The 16,132-nt window shown below is 41.5% G+C and carries 11 protein-coding genes; 8 read left to right on the top strand and 3 right to left on the bottom strand.

What is annotated here, in order from left to right:
- The first annotated feature begins 168 nt into the window (after positions 1–168).
- Complete coding sequence (locus DXZ20_RS10805; RefSeq protein ID WP_163669937.1) at positions 169–792, top strand: helix-turn-helix transcriptional regulator; 624 nt, start codon at positions 169–171, stop codon at positions 790–792.
- A gap of 172 nt (positions 793–964) precedes the next feature.
- On the opposite strand, the gene DXZ20_RS10800 is transcribed toward DXZ20_RS10805, so the two are convergent.
- Positions 965–2,104, bottom strand: a complete 1,140-nt coding sequence (locus DXZ20_RS10800) for a CAP domain-containing protein (protein WP_163669939.1) — start codon at positions 2,102–2,104, stop codon at positions 965–967.
- A gap of 829 nt (positions 2,105–2,933) precedes the next feature.
- On the opposite strand from DXZ20_RS10800, the gene DXZ20_RS10795 reads away from it, so the two are divergent.
- Entirely contained in the window at positions 2,934–3,713 is a 780-nt protein-coding gene (locus DXZ20_RS10795) for a photosystem II electron transport protein, Sll1252 family (RefSeq protein ID WP_163698122.1), read from the top strand.
- A gap of 223 nt (positions 3,714–3,936) precedes the next feature.
- Here DXZ20_RS10795 and DXZ20_RS10790 read toward each other — a convergent pair whose 3' ends face one another.
- Positions 3,937–6,099 (bottom strand): GumC family protein, encoded by a 2,163-nt coding sequence (locus DXZ20_RS10790; RefSeq protein ID WP_163669942.1) that lies wholly within the window; start codon positions 6,097–6,099, stop codon positions 3,937–3,939.
- Between the two features lie 76 nt (positions 6,100–6,175).
- Positions 6,176–7,603 carry a polysaccharide biosynthesis/export family protein gene (locus tag DXZ20_RS10785; protein ID WP_250565164.1) on the bottom strand — a complete coding sequence of 476 codons (1,428 nt, stop codon included), beginning with the start codon at positions 7,601–7,603 and terminating at the stop codon, positions 6,176–6,178.
- 1,168 nt (positions 7,604–8,771) lie between these two features.
- Between DXZ20_RS10785 and DXZ20_RS10780 the strand changes: the two genes are divergently transcribed.
- From DXZ20_RS10780 to DXZ20_RS10755, 6 genes are all read left to right on the top strand, one after another.
- Positions 8,772–9,641 (top strand): WecB/TagA/CpsF family glycosyltransferase, encoded by an 870-nt coding sequence (locus DXZ20_RS10780; protein ID WP_163698120.1) that lies wholly within the window; start codon positions 8,772–8,774, stop codon positions 9,639–9,641.
- A gap of 326 nt (positions 9,642–9,967) precedes the next feature.
- On the top strand, positions 9,968–11,818 hold the full coding sequence (hepA, locus tag DXZ20_RS10775; protein ID WP_163669947.1) for a heterocyst formation ABC transporter subunit HepA: 1,851 nt from the start codon (positions 9,968–9,970) through the stop codon (positions 11,816–11,818).
- 42 nt (positions 11,819–11,860) lie between these two features.
- On the top strand, positions 11,861–12,742 hold the full coding sequence (locus DXZ20_RS10770; RefSeq protein WP_163669949.1) for a sulfotransferase family protein: 882 nt from the start codon (positions 11,861–11,863) through the stop codon (positions 12,740–12,742).
- Between the two features lie 38 nt (positions 12,743–12,780).
- A complete protein-coding gene (locus tag DXZ20_RS10765; protein WP_163669951.1) occupies positions 12,781–13,740 on the top strand; it encodes a glycosyltransferase family A protein in 960 nt (319 codons plus the stop codon).
- Positions 13,741–13,914: 174 nt separating this feature from the next.
- Complete coding sequence (locus DXZ20_RS10760; RefSeq protein ID WP_163698118.1) at positions 13,915–14,853, top strand: glycosyltransferase family 92 protein; 939 nt, start codon at positions 13,915–13,917, stop codon at positions 14,851–14,853.
- Positions 14,854–15,171: 318 nt separating this feature from the next.
- Positions 15,172–16,062 carry a sulfotransferase gene (locus tag DXZ20_RS10755; RefSeq protein WP_163698117.1) on the top strand — a complete coding sequence of 297 codons (891 nt, stop codon included), beginning with the start codon at positions 15,172–15,174 and terminating at the stop codon, positions 16,060–16,062.
- The last annotated feature ends 70 nt before the right edge of the window (positions 16,063–16,132 follow it).

Below are 16,132 nucleotides of genomic sequence, written 5' to 3'. Positions count from 1 at the left end.
CTGTCACAAATTCATGCGGATTTTCCAAATTCGGAAATGAGGTAAATACCAACAGCGGCATCCGTATTTTCTACTAGTTTAATTCAGCATTTGATACGAATCTCACAGACGCCACTAGCACAGTCAACGAAGTTCAGATTTTCATCCGCCAATTACTTCTCGTTAGTTATGGCTTCTCAGACTCAACTCGTTCCCTCAATGGCTCCTTCTCCAGTTGCAGTAATCGATGATTCTAATGACTCTTTTAACATGCGAGCAGCTCTATTAATAGCTGCCATTGAAAATTCCACATTTGGCCTTGTGATTGTTTCTCAAAATGGAACTATTCTTCTCAAGAACAAACGTGCTCAATCACTACTTAAGAAGATGTCGTGCCCATCGTCCAGCAATATTCCTGATATTCTCTGGCAATCATGCCAAAGTCTTATGGAAAACCAAAATGAAGTCTCAGATCTCTTTCCCACACATTACACCATTGTTTTAGAGGATGAGCTTGTCACTGAGCATGGCAGTATCCATTTGCGAGCCCAATGGTTTGATTGGGAGAATACTGGCTATCAGCCTAGTAATTGTTTCCTAATCACATTAGAAGACCGCCAACATTCTCTCACTGTGATTGCCAATCAAGAGGCCCAGCGCTATGGTCTCACCACTCGTGAGACCGATGTATGGTGTCTAAAACGGATGGGTAAAAGTTACAAGGAAATTGCCAGCGCACTATTTATTTCTGAAAATACTGTCAAGAAACACTTGAAGAACATTTATTCAAAGAAAGAACAGTCTACTTGGTAGGCACAGTCAACTCAGTAGATTTAAACAGGAAGAAAACAGCATGCACCTATAAAAGGTTCCATGCTGTTTTTTCTTGCTTCACCTCAAAGGCACTCAACACCCTGTTTCGTCAGCTGTTTCAAGTGATTTTAGAAAGCCTGATGTTAAACGGTATCAGGCTTTCGCCAGCAGCTTAAACGTACTGGAAGCTAGAGCTCGATAGATTCAGGTTGCCTGCGCCTTGAATGACAGCAATCAGCTCATCCTTTTGGCCAGCCCCATTATCAATAAATAGAGCTTGACCATTGGGTACACCCTTTGGAGAAGATCCTAAACGATAGTCATGATCGTTGCTCAGCTGAATGATGTCTCCTTGACCAGCTTTGAAATCCTTGATTAGGGCGTAGTTGTTTAGCCCACTGGTTTTGGCTTTGCCATCATCGTAGAAAGCGCCAGCTTTGTTACCTAAAACAAAGGTATCGCGACCGTTACCACCCGTCATAATGTCTTTCTCGGTTGCACGCTTTCTAAAGGAGGTCCCTTGTAAACGGTCATTACCGTCACCACCGACTAGAACATCCGACTGTGTTCCGCCTAGCAGCCGATCATTGCCAGCACCACCATAGAGCTTGTCATTTAAAGAGCCACCATGGAGCGTGTCATCGCCATCTCCGCCTTTCAGGATATCTCTTCCGGCATTACCGTAAATCGTATCATTGCCCCCTTTTCCGTCGATGACGTCATTGCCGCTCCTGCCAAAAATTCGTTGGCTTTTCGAGCTACCAAACAACTTGTCAGCCTTGTTAGTTCCTCTAATAACAGAGTTGTTATTTGAGTTGGAAGGTGGTTTGGGGTTGGTGGGATTTGAGGGTGGCTTGGGTGTAGTTGGGTTTGAAGGTGGATTAGGTGAAGATGTTTCAATTGTTCCCTTACCAAACACCTGGGTCCAATAACTGTTGTAGTTAACACTACCCGTATCATTTTCTAAGAAATAATACCCGATGCCAATTTCGTTATAGTTAGAATTTAGCAGGTTGGCGCGGTGGCCAGGGCTGTTAATCCATCCATCAACTACATCTTGGGCAGAACGATATCCCGCTGCAATATTCTCTCCAACAAATCCAGATTCATAGCCTGCATTTTTAGCTCGATCTGCAGGGCTTGATCCATTTTGACCCTGATGGCTAAAAAAGTCTTTTTGGGCCATGTCCTTGCTATGCTGATCTGCAGCTTTGTTCAAGCTTTGATCAAAAACAAGAGGCTTTAAACCATTTTGCGCACGAAACTCATTGGTAAGTTCAAGAACTTCCCGTTCAAATGCGTTGATTTGCATGTTCTTTGCTTTTTTAAAGGATTAGGTTGAAAAGTGGTACCTGTACCCCGTTGAGAATTCACTACTTCCCCTAGCCCTTAAATCTCAGCTAGTATAACTAACTCGATTTAACTTAACTGCCGTAGATACGGCACCGTTGTTCATAGCAAAACCATCAAGGGGTTCTCTAGCGTTGAACACACTTAGTAGAATGAGTCACCTATGCGATCGCAACAATTGCAACCTTGCCACTGCCTCAGGTCATCACAATATGAAATATCCAACTCTGGAGGCAATTGGGAACTTTTGTATGGCCCTAATACCTATCACTCTATAACGGCATTAGGTTGAGGATAAACTAGTCGGCTAGGATCTCCCCTTTGTTGTTGTGGCGATCTGCACCTGTGATTCATCATAGAAACTGATTCTCATAAATGTCAACAGTTCAAGACTATTTGACAGTGATTTAAATCTTTTCAAGCCTGAAAAGCCCTGTGAATAAAAGGTTTTTCCCATTTATAAGTATAGCTGATGAGAGTTTTTAAAAGCTGCAAATGTCCCATGATATTGAGACGCATACTTTAAAGAAAACCTTGTGACCCACGTGCCAGTTGGAGAAGTCATACAAACTCCTCCGGATTGTTAATCCTATTGCCAGATTGACCTTTAATCCATCATTTAAGTGTTAACCCGAAGCAGAAACAAACACCTTCAATAGCCATGGAGAGCAGTCTTCAAGCATATTGTCCCCATAAAATGTCATGGGCTTCCCAGAGCCAGACTAAAGCAGCATAACCAAACACCGCTTAATATAGTAAGAAAATAGCCATTGTATAGCTAGCTCACGCCTATGCTGCCCAAAGACGACCTACTCAAGGGTGTTGAAAACACCGAAACCCTAACCCGTGTAATTGATCAAGCCGATCAGTCTATTCGTACATGGGAGCCGGTCACAACTGATTTTCTGTCACCACCAGAGCTTTACGAAGCCCAAGCCATATTTGGTCGTCTTACCGATATTCATACCCAGGCCCACGGAGGGTACCCCCAGGCCGAACGGCAGCGCCTGACCATAGCACGAACTGAAATTCCGTTAGCAGGACAAGCGCTTCCCTTAGCATTACTTAGCGTAGCGGGTAACTTTTTGTTTGATACAGCAACTCACCGGGACTTTTTGGGCGCATTATTGGGCACCGGCATTGTGCGGGAAAAAGTGGGGGACATCATTGTCTTGGGTGAACGCGGTGCCCAACTAATTGTTGTTCCGGAGCTGGTGGAATTTTTAGAAATAAGCCTGACCCAGGTACGCTCAGTACCCGTTAAAACAAAACCCATTGACTGGAGTGAGTTAAGAGTACGTGAACCCAAGAAAAAAGAAATCACAACTGTCGAAGCTTCTATGCGCTTAGATGCTGTAGCGTCAGCAGGATTTGGCATGTCCCGCAGCAAAATGGCAGACATGATTACTGCGGGCGATGTTCGAGTCAATTGGAAAACGATTCCCCAATCCAGTCATGCGCTAAAATCCGGTGATCTAGTCGCTATTCGCGGTAAAGGTAGACTGGAAATTGGCGATGTGATGATCACCAAAAAACAGCGCTACCGCATAGGCTTGACTCGGTATGTTTAGGCAGTCGCTATCTGGATGGCAAAATAAATCAATGACTGTGCACCCAATGCTGACTCACAATCAAGGTGGGTGAGAAACGCTACATTGAATCACAAAACTGCGAGGGGTCAAGAAAGAACCCATGGGTTCTTTCTTGACCCCTCGTAATTAAACCAGACTTGATTACAAAAGTGAGAATAGGCAAGCCTAAACCTAAAATGCCTATCGTTTAGTTTCCTAAGATTTAGTTTTCTCGGACAGCCATACCAAACACATTAATATTGGCAATCCGCAGTTGATCCAGAGCCTGGTTGATTAGATTTTGCTTAATCTGACCAGGGTTCGTAACAATTAACATGCCATCTGCTTGCTCAGCAACCAGATATGCATCGGATTGACCCAGCAAGGATGGTGCATCGAATACAACTAAGTCAAATTTGGTTTTCAACTGTTGAAGTAGGCCTTGAACACGCTTAGTTGTTAAGATATGGCCCGCATCGTGACCTTTTGTTCCGGCACAGAGAACCTTAAGCCCATCAATAGGTTCATGGAGAAACGTATTTTTGGTAATGGAACTAGGATCAATCGAAGCCAGATCAGTGAGACCTGCATCATGGGGTAATTTAAGATAGCTGTGAATCTTAGGATTACGTAGATTAGTATCCACCAGCAGTACCCGTTGCCCCATCAAGGCAGCTGCTTCAGCCAAGTGAATGGCAGCAATTGATTTACCCTCATTATCCATCACAGAGCTAACCACGACCGACGTTAATGGTTGCTCTACACTGCTGAGTCTCAGGTTAGTGTAAAGGGAGCGAAACGCCTCCATAAATGGATCCTCAGTGTAAGATGCCGACCCGTTGCTTAAAGACGTTTTCGCTTGGGCATCGCCTACAGAAGACTTATTGACAGATAACTGTAACGCTTTGACAGGTTCTAGAATATCTTTTTCAACCAGTTGAGGCGTGGGGATCTTGCCTAAGATAGGCAATTGTATGACCCGTTGAATTTCTTTATCTGAATACAGAACCCCGGATGATTTATCCATCAAGAGGGCCATGATCGAACCCACTAATAATCCCAGGGTGCCGCCCAGTAACAAATTCTGCACCATGCTCACAGCCTGGGAGCTGGGTTGTGTTGGCGGGGTGACAATTTCCCAGGGAATTTCTCGCTGAGCCTCATCAATTTCTAAAGCCGCTTGCTTTGCTAAAAACTGATTCAGGTTTTCTGTGGCAATGCCTAGCTCCCGTTGAATTTCTAAATAGTCTCTCGAAATTCCTGAAAGGTCATCAACACCTGAGCTCAACCCCTGCAATGTTTGATTCAATGCCCGTTCCTGTGATTCTAGCTCTTGCAGCTGACTGATCAGATCTCTCTGGGATTGTTCCCCCTGTTGTTGCAGTAGCGCTAATAAATTCTGACGTTGCTCTTTGAGCACTTCCATATCAGGGCTACTGTCTAGATAAAGTGTGGAGGCCTCAGCAATTTTGGTATCTAGATCCAACAACTGATTAAGTAGCGTCTGATATCTGGGGTTTTGAGCTAATGCAGAGGAAGACGCCTGTTCTTGAGGCCCACTCAGCTGGCCGCGGAGACTATCGTAGGTCGCCCGATTTTGCTCCAGCTGTATTTGCAGGTCAAGCTGTTGTTTAGAGAAGGCATTTACCTGCCCTGATAGTTGAGCTCCACGGGAATCGGGATCAATAATATTGTGCTCTAAACGCAGTGATTGCAGCTGATCTTGCAAAGACTCTACCTTATTGACCAGATCAGGTAGCTTTTTCTCAACAAACTCAATTGCTCGGCGAATATCAGCCTGTTTTGACTCTAAGCTATAGGCAAGATAGGCTTGAGACACTAGGTCTAAGATAACCCGAACAGTCTGTGGATCAGGATCTTGCAATGTTACCTGAATGATGTCTGAATTCTTGCCGAGCTGCTTTACCTTTAAACGACTAGTAACCAGCTGGTAGCAAGGATCATAACTGAGCTCCAATGGTTCTGACTGCGTGGCTGCTGGAGGACAGAAATTAGGATATCGATCTCTAATGCCTTCAATAACAGGTTGTAAGACCTTAGGCCCTCTTAAAATCTTGAGTAGGTCTCCATCAACGGCCACTTGTTCTTGGCTTGTGATTGTTTCAGGAACGTTCGAGATGACCTCGGTCTCAGTACTTTGAGCCTGTACTAAAATTTCAAAACTGCCATTATAGACGGGTTTGGTAGTTATCACTTTAACCGCAGCCAAGCCCATGGTCACAACTGTCATGCCAGCGATGATCCACCACTTACGCTGTAGTGTTTTAAGGAGACCGCCAACATTTAGACCACCTTCATCTTCTGTCGTTGGTAGACGATCTTGAGGGGTCCATGGGGGTGAAGAGGGGAGGGTATCGGCTCTCATAGGTAGAAGATAATTATAATAGAGGTGAATTGTGCAAGATTAAAAGTGAAAATTCAGAGTTCTTGACTATCTCTGCCTAATCGAGTATATCCAGGAATCTTAGGGGAGAGAAGACATTCCTAATCACTTGTCCAACTGGCTCTAGTACAGCTCCAATATCATCGGTTACACGAGCTAGAGCATTGGGATTAACGATAACGACATCGTTATTTTGCAAGATAGGATTATTCTCGTCATTAATTGCTTGAGCAAAGTCCACCGGAATCGTTTCACGGGCAACGGTGCCATCCGCGTTGAGTCTGATCAATTCCGCTTCACCTTTTCTGGCACGACGGTTAAACCCACCAGCTGCAAGAATCGCTTGGCTGAGAGAGGTGTCAGGGGGTAACTCAATGACTCCTGATCGGCTTACTTCCCCGACAACGTTAACGCGAATTGAGTTAGGTGATAGGCTGGAACCTGCAACTGTCGGTACTTCAGCAGGGTTCAAAGCTGTTGCGACTGGAACAAAGATAGTATCGTTAGGCTGCAGCACGACATCTTGATAGATATCCCCTACTTCCAGCAATTTCCACAAATCAACATCAATAACCTGGGTCTCACCAGAACGGGTCGGGCGCACAACTTGCACCTTGCGAATATCGGCTCTGGGTTTGATGCCGCCAGCCAATTGTAGCGCTCGCGTCACCGTAGTGGGGGTTGACGAGCTAGAAGAGGCACCCGGAACACCAGCATCTCCAGTGCTAGCCCGACCTCCTTGCAGTGTATATGGACCTGGACGATAAACCTCACCAATCACAGCCACATTAATGGGCTGACTAACGCTGGCGGCAAAACTAGCATCTGCTAAAAAAGAGGCTTCTTGTAGAGAGAGGGTACCTGTGGGGATAAAAATAGAATCTCCATCTCTTAATGATATATCGTACTGGGAGTTACCAGTTTCTAGCAGCTCCCATAGATCAACGGTGAATGTCTGTTGTTCTCCATTACGTCCAGGGCGCTGGATCTGAATGTCCCGAATAGCCGCAACTTGCGTCACCCCCCCAGCCCGTTCTAGTAACTGGCTTAATCTGGGGGCCTGGGTCCCGGTTTGAGTCAGGGTGTAGGAGCCAGGGCTGTTGATTTCACCTGAAATACCAACTTGTAGAGGTCGTCTATTTAATAGACTGAGGGTAATTAAGGGACGCTTGAGATACTGACCGTACTGACTAGACAACAACTCTGTGGTTTCGCCTAACGTCAGACCCGCTACGTTTATAGGCCCCACGAGGGGTAAGTTAAGAGTGCCATCCACAAGGACTTCACTCTCGCCACTGTATTGCGGCACTCTAAAGATATCGACACGAACTACATCACCAGCACCTAATGTATAAGATGTTTCAGATGGTGGTGCAATGGCCTCTGATGTGGGTGCAGCACTGCGGCTTGTGGGGACTTCTCTATTACGATCCAACCCTGGCAATGGTTGAAGCTGAGCATTTGCTGGAGAGGTAGAGATACCCATTGCACAGAGTGCAAAACAGAGTAGGGCTAGGTTTTGCTGGGACAGGCGACGATTAAACATAGGTATCAAACAGATTGCAATGTGAGAAGTTAGAACACAAGCTTCGAACACACTGTATTCAGGCCATAAGCTATAAGCCTTTAGGGGTGTATCAGTTTTCTGTGTGAATCTACACCAATCCGTTTAATTTTGAAATCGCTGCCATTAATTTCACATATTTACTGGCAGCAGAATCGTCGTAACCCTTGATCTGCCGTACATTATTGCCTGTTGTTATCTATATAAGTAAATAGGTCTCATCAAGACAATAGCCGTAGTTATAAAAATGCCCGTAAAACTGAACAATCGATTTGTAGAGATCCATTGTGCAACTTAAATAGATGACCACTGCCGCTAATGACAAATCATTTTTTTTTGTCTATACTGGCTGCAAAGCAAGGGTGTTTATGAAATAAAAACGTGTGTTTATAAAGCAATTATGAAGTATAGATTGCTTTCCCACTGAGAAAATGTGTTTTTATCATATGACGACACCTATTAGCAAGGAATTTGTCAATATGTAACGTAGGATGAATCGGCAGGTTTATCTTCGTGTACCCAACCCCAAATCTACAACGGCTAGAAGGTCTACCATATTCGTTTCAGGGTCTCTGAGTTTTATCGCGTTAATTAAACATGACTAACAGATAATTCTCCTGAGGTTGCTACCAGCCATTGAATAGAGTGTTGTTCTGTGTATTATCTACCTAAATCTTTGGTAAAGATTTACACGGGGCTCAGGGTTTACGCTACCAAGGAAGTTTTTCCATAGGTCTTTTAGTCTAAATCAGTCTTTTAGACTAAACAGATTTATCTAAGTAAATGGATAAAATGCTTGGATTAAGGGTGTTCTGAAGATAATCTTCCAAACTTCGTCAGTCTTACGTTCAAGGCAGCAGTAACGCAGCAGTGACTTTTATTACATGTAGATGCTCTAGTGCATCACTGCGAATAAACCTTCTTAAATCATTTAGTTCTCTTAATGTACTTACAGTAGTGCAAGTTTGATAAATTTGATTTTAAGAAAGCAGATTTATCAATAAAGATTCATAGGTTTATTCGATTTTGTGCGATCGCATTAGAAACAGAAGTTTTTGTAATCCGCCCTCAACAAAAATCGAGAATCATTATGCTGTATTCGACTACTAAGTCTAACCTTACTGGTCTTTGGAAGAGAAGCACAAAAAAACTGGAAAAGCAGAGTGTGATTGGTTTTCCAGTTACAGCAGAACCCTTTGAGGCCCAAATTAATACGATGTTAGGTTGGGCACATCAGCGACTCAGTAAAGTCGTGTGTGTGGCAAATGTCCACATGTTAGTTGAGGCCAAATACAATGAAGGCTTTGCCTGGGTCTTACATAGAGCCGATATGCTCACGCCGGATGGTATGCCCCTAGTATGGCTAACCAGTCGCCTGAGAAAGCGCAAGCAAGATCGAGTCGCAGGAATGGATATTTTTCTTAGCCTGTGCGAAAAAGCATCTAAAGAAAATATCAGCATCTTTTTCTTAGGCTCTACTCCTGATGTGCTGTGGAGTATGGAACAACGGCTCAAGCGAGAGTATCCTAACTTAAAGATTGCAGGTATGGTATCGCCACCCTTTAGACCACTCACCCGTGATGAAGATGCGGCCTTAGTTAAGGAGATCAACGATAGTGGAGCTGGCTTGGTACTGATATCGTTGGGCTGTCCTAAGCAGGAGTGGTGGATGCATCATCACAAAGGCCGGATCCAGTCAGTTATGGTGGGTATAGGTGGTGTATTTCCGATTTTTGCTGGTGAGAAGAAGTGGGCCCCTGTTTGGGTGCAAAAGAACGGCCTGGAATGGCTATATCGCTTAGTACAAGAGCCAGGCAGACTTTGGAAGCGCTATGCCAAAACAATCCCCTTATTTTTGTTGTTGGCCTTTAAGCAACTGGTTAAGGTGAAGTTAGGATTAGAGCCTAGATTTGGTTGCCCTCAAGTAAACGTTGCGTTTGGGATGCATGGTAGACGATAGCCCAAAACATTAGGTGATTTGATAGAACGCTTTCAGTAGAAAGCTTTCTATCGCTTGTAGCCCATTGAGGACATGGAACAGCTCGATGGGCTATTTGAGCTGTCTGAAGCAATGCTAAAAATCAGATAGTTGCTTGATGAAGCAACTGTTTTAGTGATAGCTAAATGATGTGGTTTAGGTAAAGCTATGGGTTGCTTTTCGGTGTTTCTGACCTTTCCCGAAAATCGCTTTACATTAGGAAAACTATAGTGTGATGCGTATAGGCTCAGATTAACGTTTGTGGGTTATAAACTGCTTCCCAGAAGTATTTTCTATATTTTGACTTCATGAAAATAAAGCTACCTGGTGCCCTTCGTACACTGATCAAAACAACTCAGATCTGGAAGGAACATCATTTAATTCTTAGGGAATTTAAATATTTTCGAAGAATCGTCTTTCTAGCAATCCTCTTTGCTCTGATTGCAGCTGCCTTTGAAGGGGTAACGGTTGGATTTATTGCCTCCTTTCTACAAGGACTCACTAACCCTGAAGAGCCTCCTATTCAAACAGGAATTCAGTGGTTTGATACCATTTTTTTGGCAACCCAGGCTTCTGCAACAGAACGGATCTACAGACTGTCTGGTCTATTGCTGGTGGGAGTTTGGTTACGGGGTTGCTTTGATTATTTAAGCACTATCTATGCTAAGAAGTCCTCTTTGACTCTTGTCAATCGCTTACGTGGTCGAATTTTTGATCAGCTAGAAAGCTTGCGACTCAGCTACTACACCACCGTGAGTCCTGGAGCTTTGATGAGCACTATCCGGGGGGAAGTGAATCAGGTTCAGCAGGCATTTAATGTTCTTGCAACGTCTGTTGTCCAAGGCTCTAAGGTTTTGGCCTATCTAACGTCCATGTTGCTGTTATCCTGGCAGCTATTTTTAATCTCCACCCTTGTCTTTTCTCTAATCTCCGTTGGATTAACCTCTCTAACGGCCAAGGTGAGAGAGGCTAGCTTTGCAGTCCCGGCTGCTAACAAAGCCTTTACTAACCGAGCGCTTGCATTTATTAACGGCATCCGCACCGTTCACGCCTCAGGCACACAGGACTTTGAACGAAAGCGCTTTTATGCAGCTGCCCAGCAAATTCATGATTCTCAGCTGGCAGTCATTAATTTTTCCGCATTAGTAAGACCCTTAATTGAAGGTCTGGGCGTTACCCTCCTGGTGGGCATGGTTGTCATATCCTTTAGCTTACTCATTGCTAGGGGACAACTCAAAGCAGCAGAGCTACTGACATTCTTATTTGTACTGATTCGTACCACACCACTGGTTTCATCCTTAAACGGCATCCGTGTTGGTTTTCTCTCATCGCAAGGTGCCTTACATTCAGTCAATGACCTGCTCCGACGCGATGATAAGCCCTATTTCCAAGACGGCCATCAAGAATTTCATCGGTTAGAGCGCTCAATCGATTTTGTTTCGGTTGACTTCTCCTATAATCCTGGTGAGCCGATACTCCACGACATTACGCTCTCCATTAAGCGAGGAGAAACGACGGCGCTGGTAGGTGCTTCCGGGGCTGGGAAGACTACGTTGGCAGATTTGATTCCACGTTTTTATGACCCTTCGCGCGGTCGAATTTTGATTGATGGCGTAGATCTAAACGAATTAAAAATAAATTCGTTTAGAAAGCGAATGGCTATCGTCAGCCAGGATACGTTTATCTTCAATACAACAGTGGCCGAAAACTTAGTGTACGGTGTTGAAAATGTTAGCGACACGGATATTATCGAAGCGGCGAAAGCATCTAATGCCCTGGAATTCATTCAAGAATTACCGAAGGGATTTGAAACGATCTTGGGTAATCGGGGTGTCCGATTATCAGGAGGACAGCGTCAGAGGATTGCGATCGCGCGTGCTCTGTTGCGAGATCCCGAAATTTTAATTCTGGATGAGGCAACAAGTGCTCTTGACTCATTAACTGAAAAACTGATTCAGGAATCAATCGAGAGGTTATCAAAAGGGCGCACTGTAATTGCTATTGCCCATCGACTATCAACAATTTCTAATGCGGATAAAGTTGTCGTCTTAGAGAAAGGGCGAATTGTAGAGCAAGGAAATTATCAGAGTTTACTCAAAGAGCGCGGCAAGCTTTGGAAATATCACCAAATGCAATTTGAAATAGGTAGCGCTAATTAAAGCGCTAATTAATCTGAAAGTTATCAATATTGGGAAATCAGCATGCATACCGTTAGTGAAGTAACTTATACAGAAAAAATTGTTTCAAAGTTAGTCAAGCGTTGTAGATCCGCTACTGTTGGCAAACCATTAGTGACCTTTTTTATAGCAGGAACACAAAAAGGAGGAACAACAGCTCTGCATGATTTTCTTACTAAACATCCAGAGATTTGTATGCCCTATTCCTTAAAGGAAGTGCATTTTTTCGACAATGATAGATTTTTTATAAATTTGCATTCTATTTTTCCAGCTTATCGAAAATATCATGCATTTTTCCAACCTTCGCCATCTACTAAAGTTGTTGGCGAAGCATGCCCTTGCTATATGTGGAATGAAAAAGCACCAGCAAGGATTCATACCTATAATCCAGATGCAAAAATCATTCTGTTGCTAAGAAACCCTATCACTAGAGCTTATTCCCATTGGAACATGGCAGCTTCCAGAGGTAACGAGCATAGAGATTTCTCTGAAGCAATTTTTACCGAACTTGATTATTCACGGGTCAAGACAGGAACGTCAAAAATGAAGAGATTTATCTCAGACCAAAATAGAACTTTTTCCTATCTTGATCGAAGCTTTTACTCATCCCAAATACGCCGCCTCCTTAGATTCTTCCCAAGGGATCAGATTTTGATTCTTTTATCAGAAGATCTACAGGAAAAACATAATGAGACACTGTCGCAGATATTTTCTTTTTTAGAAGTTGATGACACGGTTAAAATTGAGCCAAAAACAATTCATAAAAGGGAATATAAAATACCGCTAAAAGATAAACAGCTCCAAAGGCTCAAAATTCTTTTCGAACCTGAAATAAAAAGTCTTGAGTTATTAACTGAAAGAAATTTAGACCATTGGTTGAAATGTCCAGAAACTGTAAGTCGCTAAGATTTTATTGAAAATTAGTACGTTAGGAGTTTAACCCTATGAGTTTCGCATTTATTCTTCCTGTAATTCATCCTGATAGCGTTAAAGTAAGCAACTATGAGCATGTTGAAATAGTCCTTAAAAGGACATTAGAGTCATTACGGCGACAAACGTTTACTGATATAAAAATCATAGTTGTCTGCTGTAAAATTCCAGACTGGGCAAAAGACATTGGTGACAATATTTATTTTCTAGATGTAGCCGACTCTAAAACCTTTAAACCAGATCGAAATATTGCAAGGGTAGATATGGGTTTAAAGTTTATAGTAGGCATACTTTATGCTATCGAGAAATTCAAAGTAGACTTATTTATGCGCGTTGATGGTGATGACTATGTGAATAGTAATCTTGCTAAATATGCCATCAATTCATTAGATAAAACGCTGCAAAGTTCTACAGTAGATGGCTATATAATTAACAAGGGTCTTCAGATAGAAGTGAAGGTTAACTCAAACAATGAGATTGAATATGGAAATACATATTTCATCAGAAGATTCAACTCATCTTGTGGGACATGTCGCATATTTAAGCAAGCAACTTTACGTGCTAAGCTTCTAGAAATTCACTCAGATATATTTAGTAAATCAAGCCATTGGTTGGCAGCACACCAAGAAAGAACTGTTGCAATACCAACAGAAATGACGGACTGGCTAGATCAGATTTCAAAGGACCACTATGCAGAAGAATGGCATCCTGTAAATATTTTGGGGAGACATATTAATCAGTCGGAATACCTTAATTTTGAAAACTTCCCATTCTTAGGGGCGGCTAAGGCCTGTGGACATGGGAACCACGATGGTCCCCGTGAGGGAAAAATTCATCAAGATAAGATGATTGGAAAACTACCTAAAAGCATTTTAGAATCCACTTTTGGCATCAAAGATGTACCAGAAGCCTTCAGAATGGTTTTAAATTTCTATATGAGTACAATATTTCACTTACAGTCGAAGCTTAACTAACATTTATTTCAAGCATTAGTTTTAATAGAATTGATGCTTGAAATACTCTCTTATCTCTATATACTTTTTATCGCTAGGAAGCTCTAGCTAAATTGTATTCTAGTCAAAATAATTTCAACTAGCTAAGCTTCTAAGGCATTGATGAGAGACATTTATACAGTATAGGAATTCATTATGAAAAACGACCCTAAAGTAGCCATTATTTCTACCGTTAAAGGGACTCTAGAGGAATTAATTTTATTCATCAACTATCATTTGAATATAGGGATTGATAAAATTATTTTATTCTTCGATGATCCTAATGATAATTGCATCGATCACATACATTCAACATATAAAAATGTTCATGCAGTAACATGCACGGATGAATATTGGTTAAAAAGGTCTTCCCATAGACCTGAGTTGCATACGGAGAGGCAAGTTATCAATGCTAATGAAGGTATAACTATTGCAAAAGAACTCGGCTGCAAATGGATTATACATATTGATAGAGATGAATTAATTTATTCATCCAAAAATTTCAAGTCTGTTTTAGATAATAGTGAATCAGATGTCATAAGATTATCAATACGTGAAGCTATTCCTGAAATTGAAAATTACAAAAATATCTTTGAACCTAGGATATTTAAAGTTCCTAACCCATCACCTCGAAAAGTAAAAGTAGCTAAGGTATTCGGCTGCAAATCTGTTTTCTATGGAGATAATTATTTCAAAGGTCATACAAGATCAAAAGTAGCTATAAAAATAACTTCAAAGATTCAAAAAATTGCGATTCATCAACCACTTGAGTATGACAAGAAAAATACAAGATTTATAGATACTAAAGAAATAAAGTTATTACATTTTGATTCTATTGGCTTTCATGATTGGTATCAAAAATTTTCCAATAAGCCTGAGAACTTTTCTAAAAAACCAAATGTGAAAAGAGGAGCCCATAGAAAATTATTAATTCAAGAGTTTATGGATGCTCAATCCAAGGGGATTCAACATTTGCACTCTCTTTATAAAGAAAGCTATATGATTTCACAAAACAAGATTTTTATTCTATCCCTTTTGAAAATGGCAGAGAAAATTTCTATTAATCAAAAACTTTTTGAAACTCCATTTATATAAAAATGCCAAAATTAACCTGTTTAATCAGACTGTTCCATTACGTTAAAATTTGAGGGATAGAGTTATTTTGAAGTCAATTTACTCTTTCTAAATACAATTTTATGACTTAATCTCTTGATCATTAACATAAATGTTTTTTTGCTCAAGAGCGTAGTAAGCCTTCTAATTTCAATATAGGAATAAGGGCTATTTTAAATATACTTAATAGTATGGAGCTAACCTAGGAGAAATAAATTTTCTTTATTCATAAAACAATTATCTGATTGTTTGATTCCTTACAAGAAAAAATACGGTTATCCATAAAACCAACGAATCATTATGCTCCTTTCCAAAGACAAGCCCCCAATCCTGATAGTTGGCTTACCCAGAAGTGGAACAACGTGGTTGGCTTCTGTATTGAATACGAGCAAGAATATAAAACTTTTTCATGAACCATTTAATATGGATCATGTCTCTGAAGCCTCCCCTCATTGGCTCAAATACCTCCGTGCAGACGACAATGATCTTGCATTTAAGCATTTTTGTCAAAAGGTGTTCTCTGGCAAAAGCAATCATCCTTATATTAAGTGCAAGCTGACTGGACATTATAGTCGTCTTAAAAAAAGACTCAGTTGGTTGCCTGGTCGAGTCATCGTGAAAGATGTTCATGCTTGCGCAGCATTAGATTGGATCGATCACAATATCGCGCCTCAGATTGTTATCATCACTCGCCACCCCTGTGGTTTGGCTTCTAGTTGGTTAAGAACCTTTAAATCCTCCCAAAATAATGGACGTGGTAGAGCTCTGAATAGATTGTTAGCACAGCCGAAATTACTCGAAGACTACTTGCATCCTTTTGAGGATGACTTACGCAATAGCGATACTTTCTTTGACAATATAGCTCTTTATTGGGGGGCAATCTATTACATTTTACATAAACAATATCAAACCCATCCAAATTGGATATTTATTACCCATGAGGAGCTGTGTAGAGATCCCATAAAAGAGTACAAAGAACTCTTCAATAAATTAAACCTTGAATGGACTTCTAAAACAGATCAAATTCTTGCGACATCTACTGTTGCCGATAGTGGCAGTTCTTATTCACCAATGCGTGTATCTGCTAATGAACCTAGTAAGTGGTTAAAGCAATTAACCCCTGAACAGATTGAGATAATACAGAAAAAAACTAGTCTTTTCAAGCTTCCTTTTTATTCAAAAGAACTTTGAGAATTCCTCATTTTAATACAACTCCTAAAAAGAAAAATTATCGTGATTATTACTCAAAAAAATCACAAAA

Origin of the sequence: Adonisia turfae CCMR0081 (genome assembly GCF_011009555.1) — a bacterium.
Classification (GTDB): domain Bacteria; phylum Cyanobacteriota; class Cyanobacteriia; order Phormidesmidales; family Phormidesmidaceae; genus Leptothoe; species Leptothoe turfae.
Note: the sequence above shows the minus strand (reverse complement) of the source record. Positions and strands in the feature narration are given on the sequence as shown.

What these genes read in the sequence shown, in the direction of transcription:
- DXZ20_RS10760 (WP_163698118.1), top strand. Translation starts at nt 13,915, where the DNA reads ATGAAAAACGACCCTAAAGTAGCCATTATTTCTACCGTTAAAGGGACT.
- DXZ20_RS10780 (WP_163698120.1), top strand. Translation starts at nt 8,772, where the DNA reads ATGCTGTATTCGACTACTAAGTCTAACCTTACTGGTCTTTGGAAGAGA.
- DXZ20_RS10800 (WP_163669939.1), bottom strand. Translation starts at nt 2,104, where the DNA reads ATGCAAATCAACGCATTTGAACGGGAAGTTCTTGAACTTACCAATGAG.
- DXZ20_RS10755 (WP_163698117.1), top strand. Translation starts at nt 15,172, where the DNA reads ATGCTCCTTTCCAAAGACAAGCCCCCAATCCTGATAGTTGGCTTACCC.
- DXZ20_RS10765 (WP_163669951.1), top strand. Translation starts at nt 12,781, where the DNA reads ATGAGTTTCGCATTTATTCTTCCTGTAATTCATCCTGATAGCGTTAAA.
- DXZ20_RS10805 (WP_163669937.1), top strand. Translation starts at nt 169, where the DNA reads ATGGCTTCTCAGACTCAACTCGTTCCCTCAATGGCTCCTTCTCCAGTT.
- DXZ20_RS10785 (WP_250565164.1), bottom strand. Translation starts at nt 7,603, where the DNA reads ATGGGTATCTCTACCTCTCCAGCAAATGCTCAGCTTCAACCATTGCCA.
- DXZ20_RS10795 (WP_163698122.1), top strand. Translation starts at nt 2,934, where the DNA reads ATGCTGCCCAAAGACGACCTACTCAAGGGTGTTGAAAACACCGAAACC.
- DXZ20_RS10770 (WP_163669949.1), top strand. Translation starts at nt 11,861, where the DNA reads ATGCATACCGTTAGTGAAGTAACTTATACAGAAAAAATTGTTTCAAAG.
- DXZ20_RS10790 (WP_163669942.1), bottom strand. Translation starts at nt 6,099, where the DNA reads ATGAGAGCCGATACCCTCCCCTCTTCACCCCCATGGACCCCTCAAGAT.
- hepA (WP_163669947.1), top strand. Translation starts at nt 9,968, where the DNA reads ATGAAAATAAAGCTACCTGGTGCCCTTCGTACACTGATCAAAACAACT.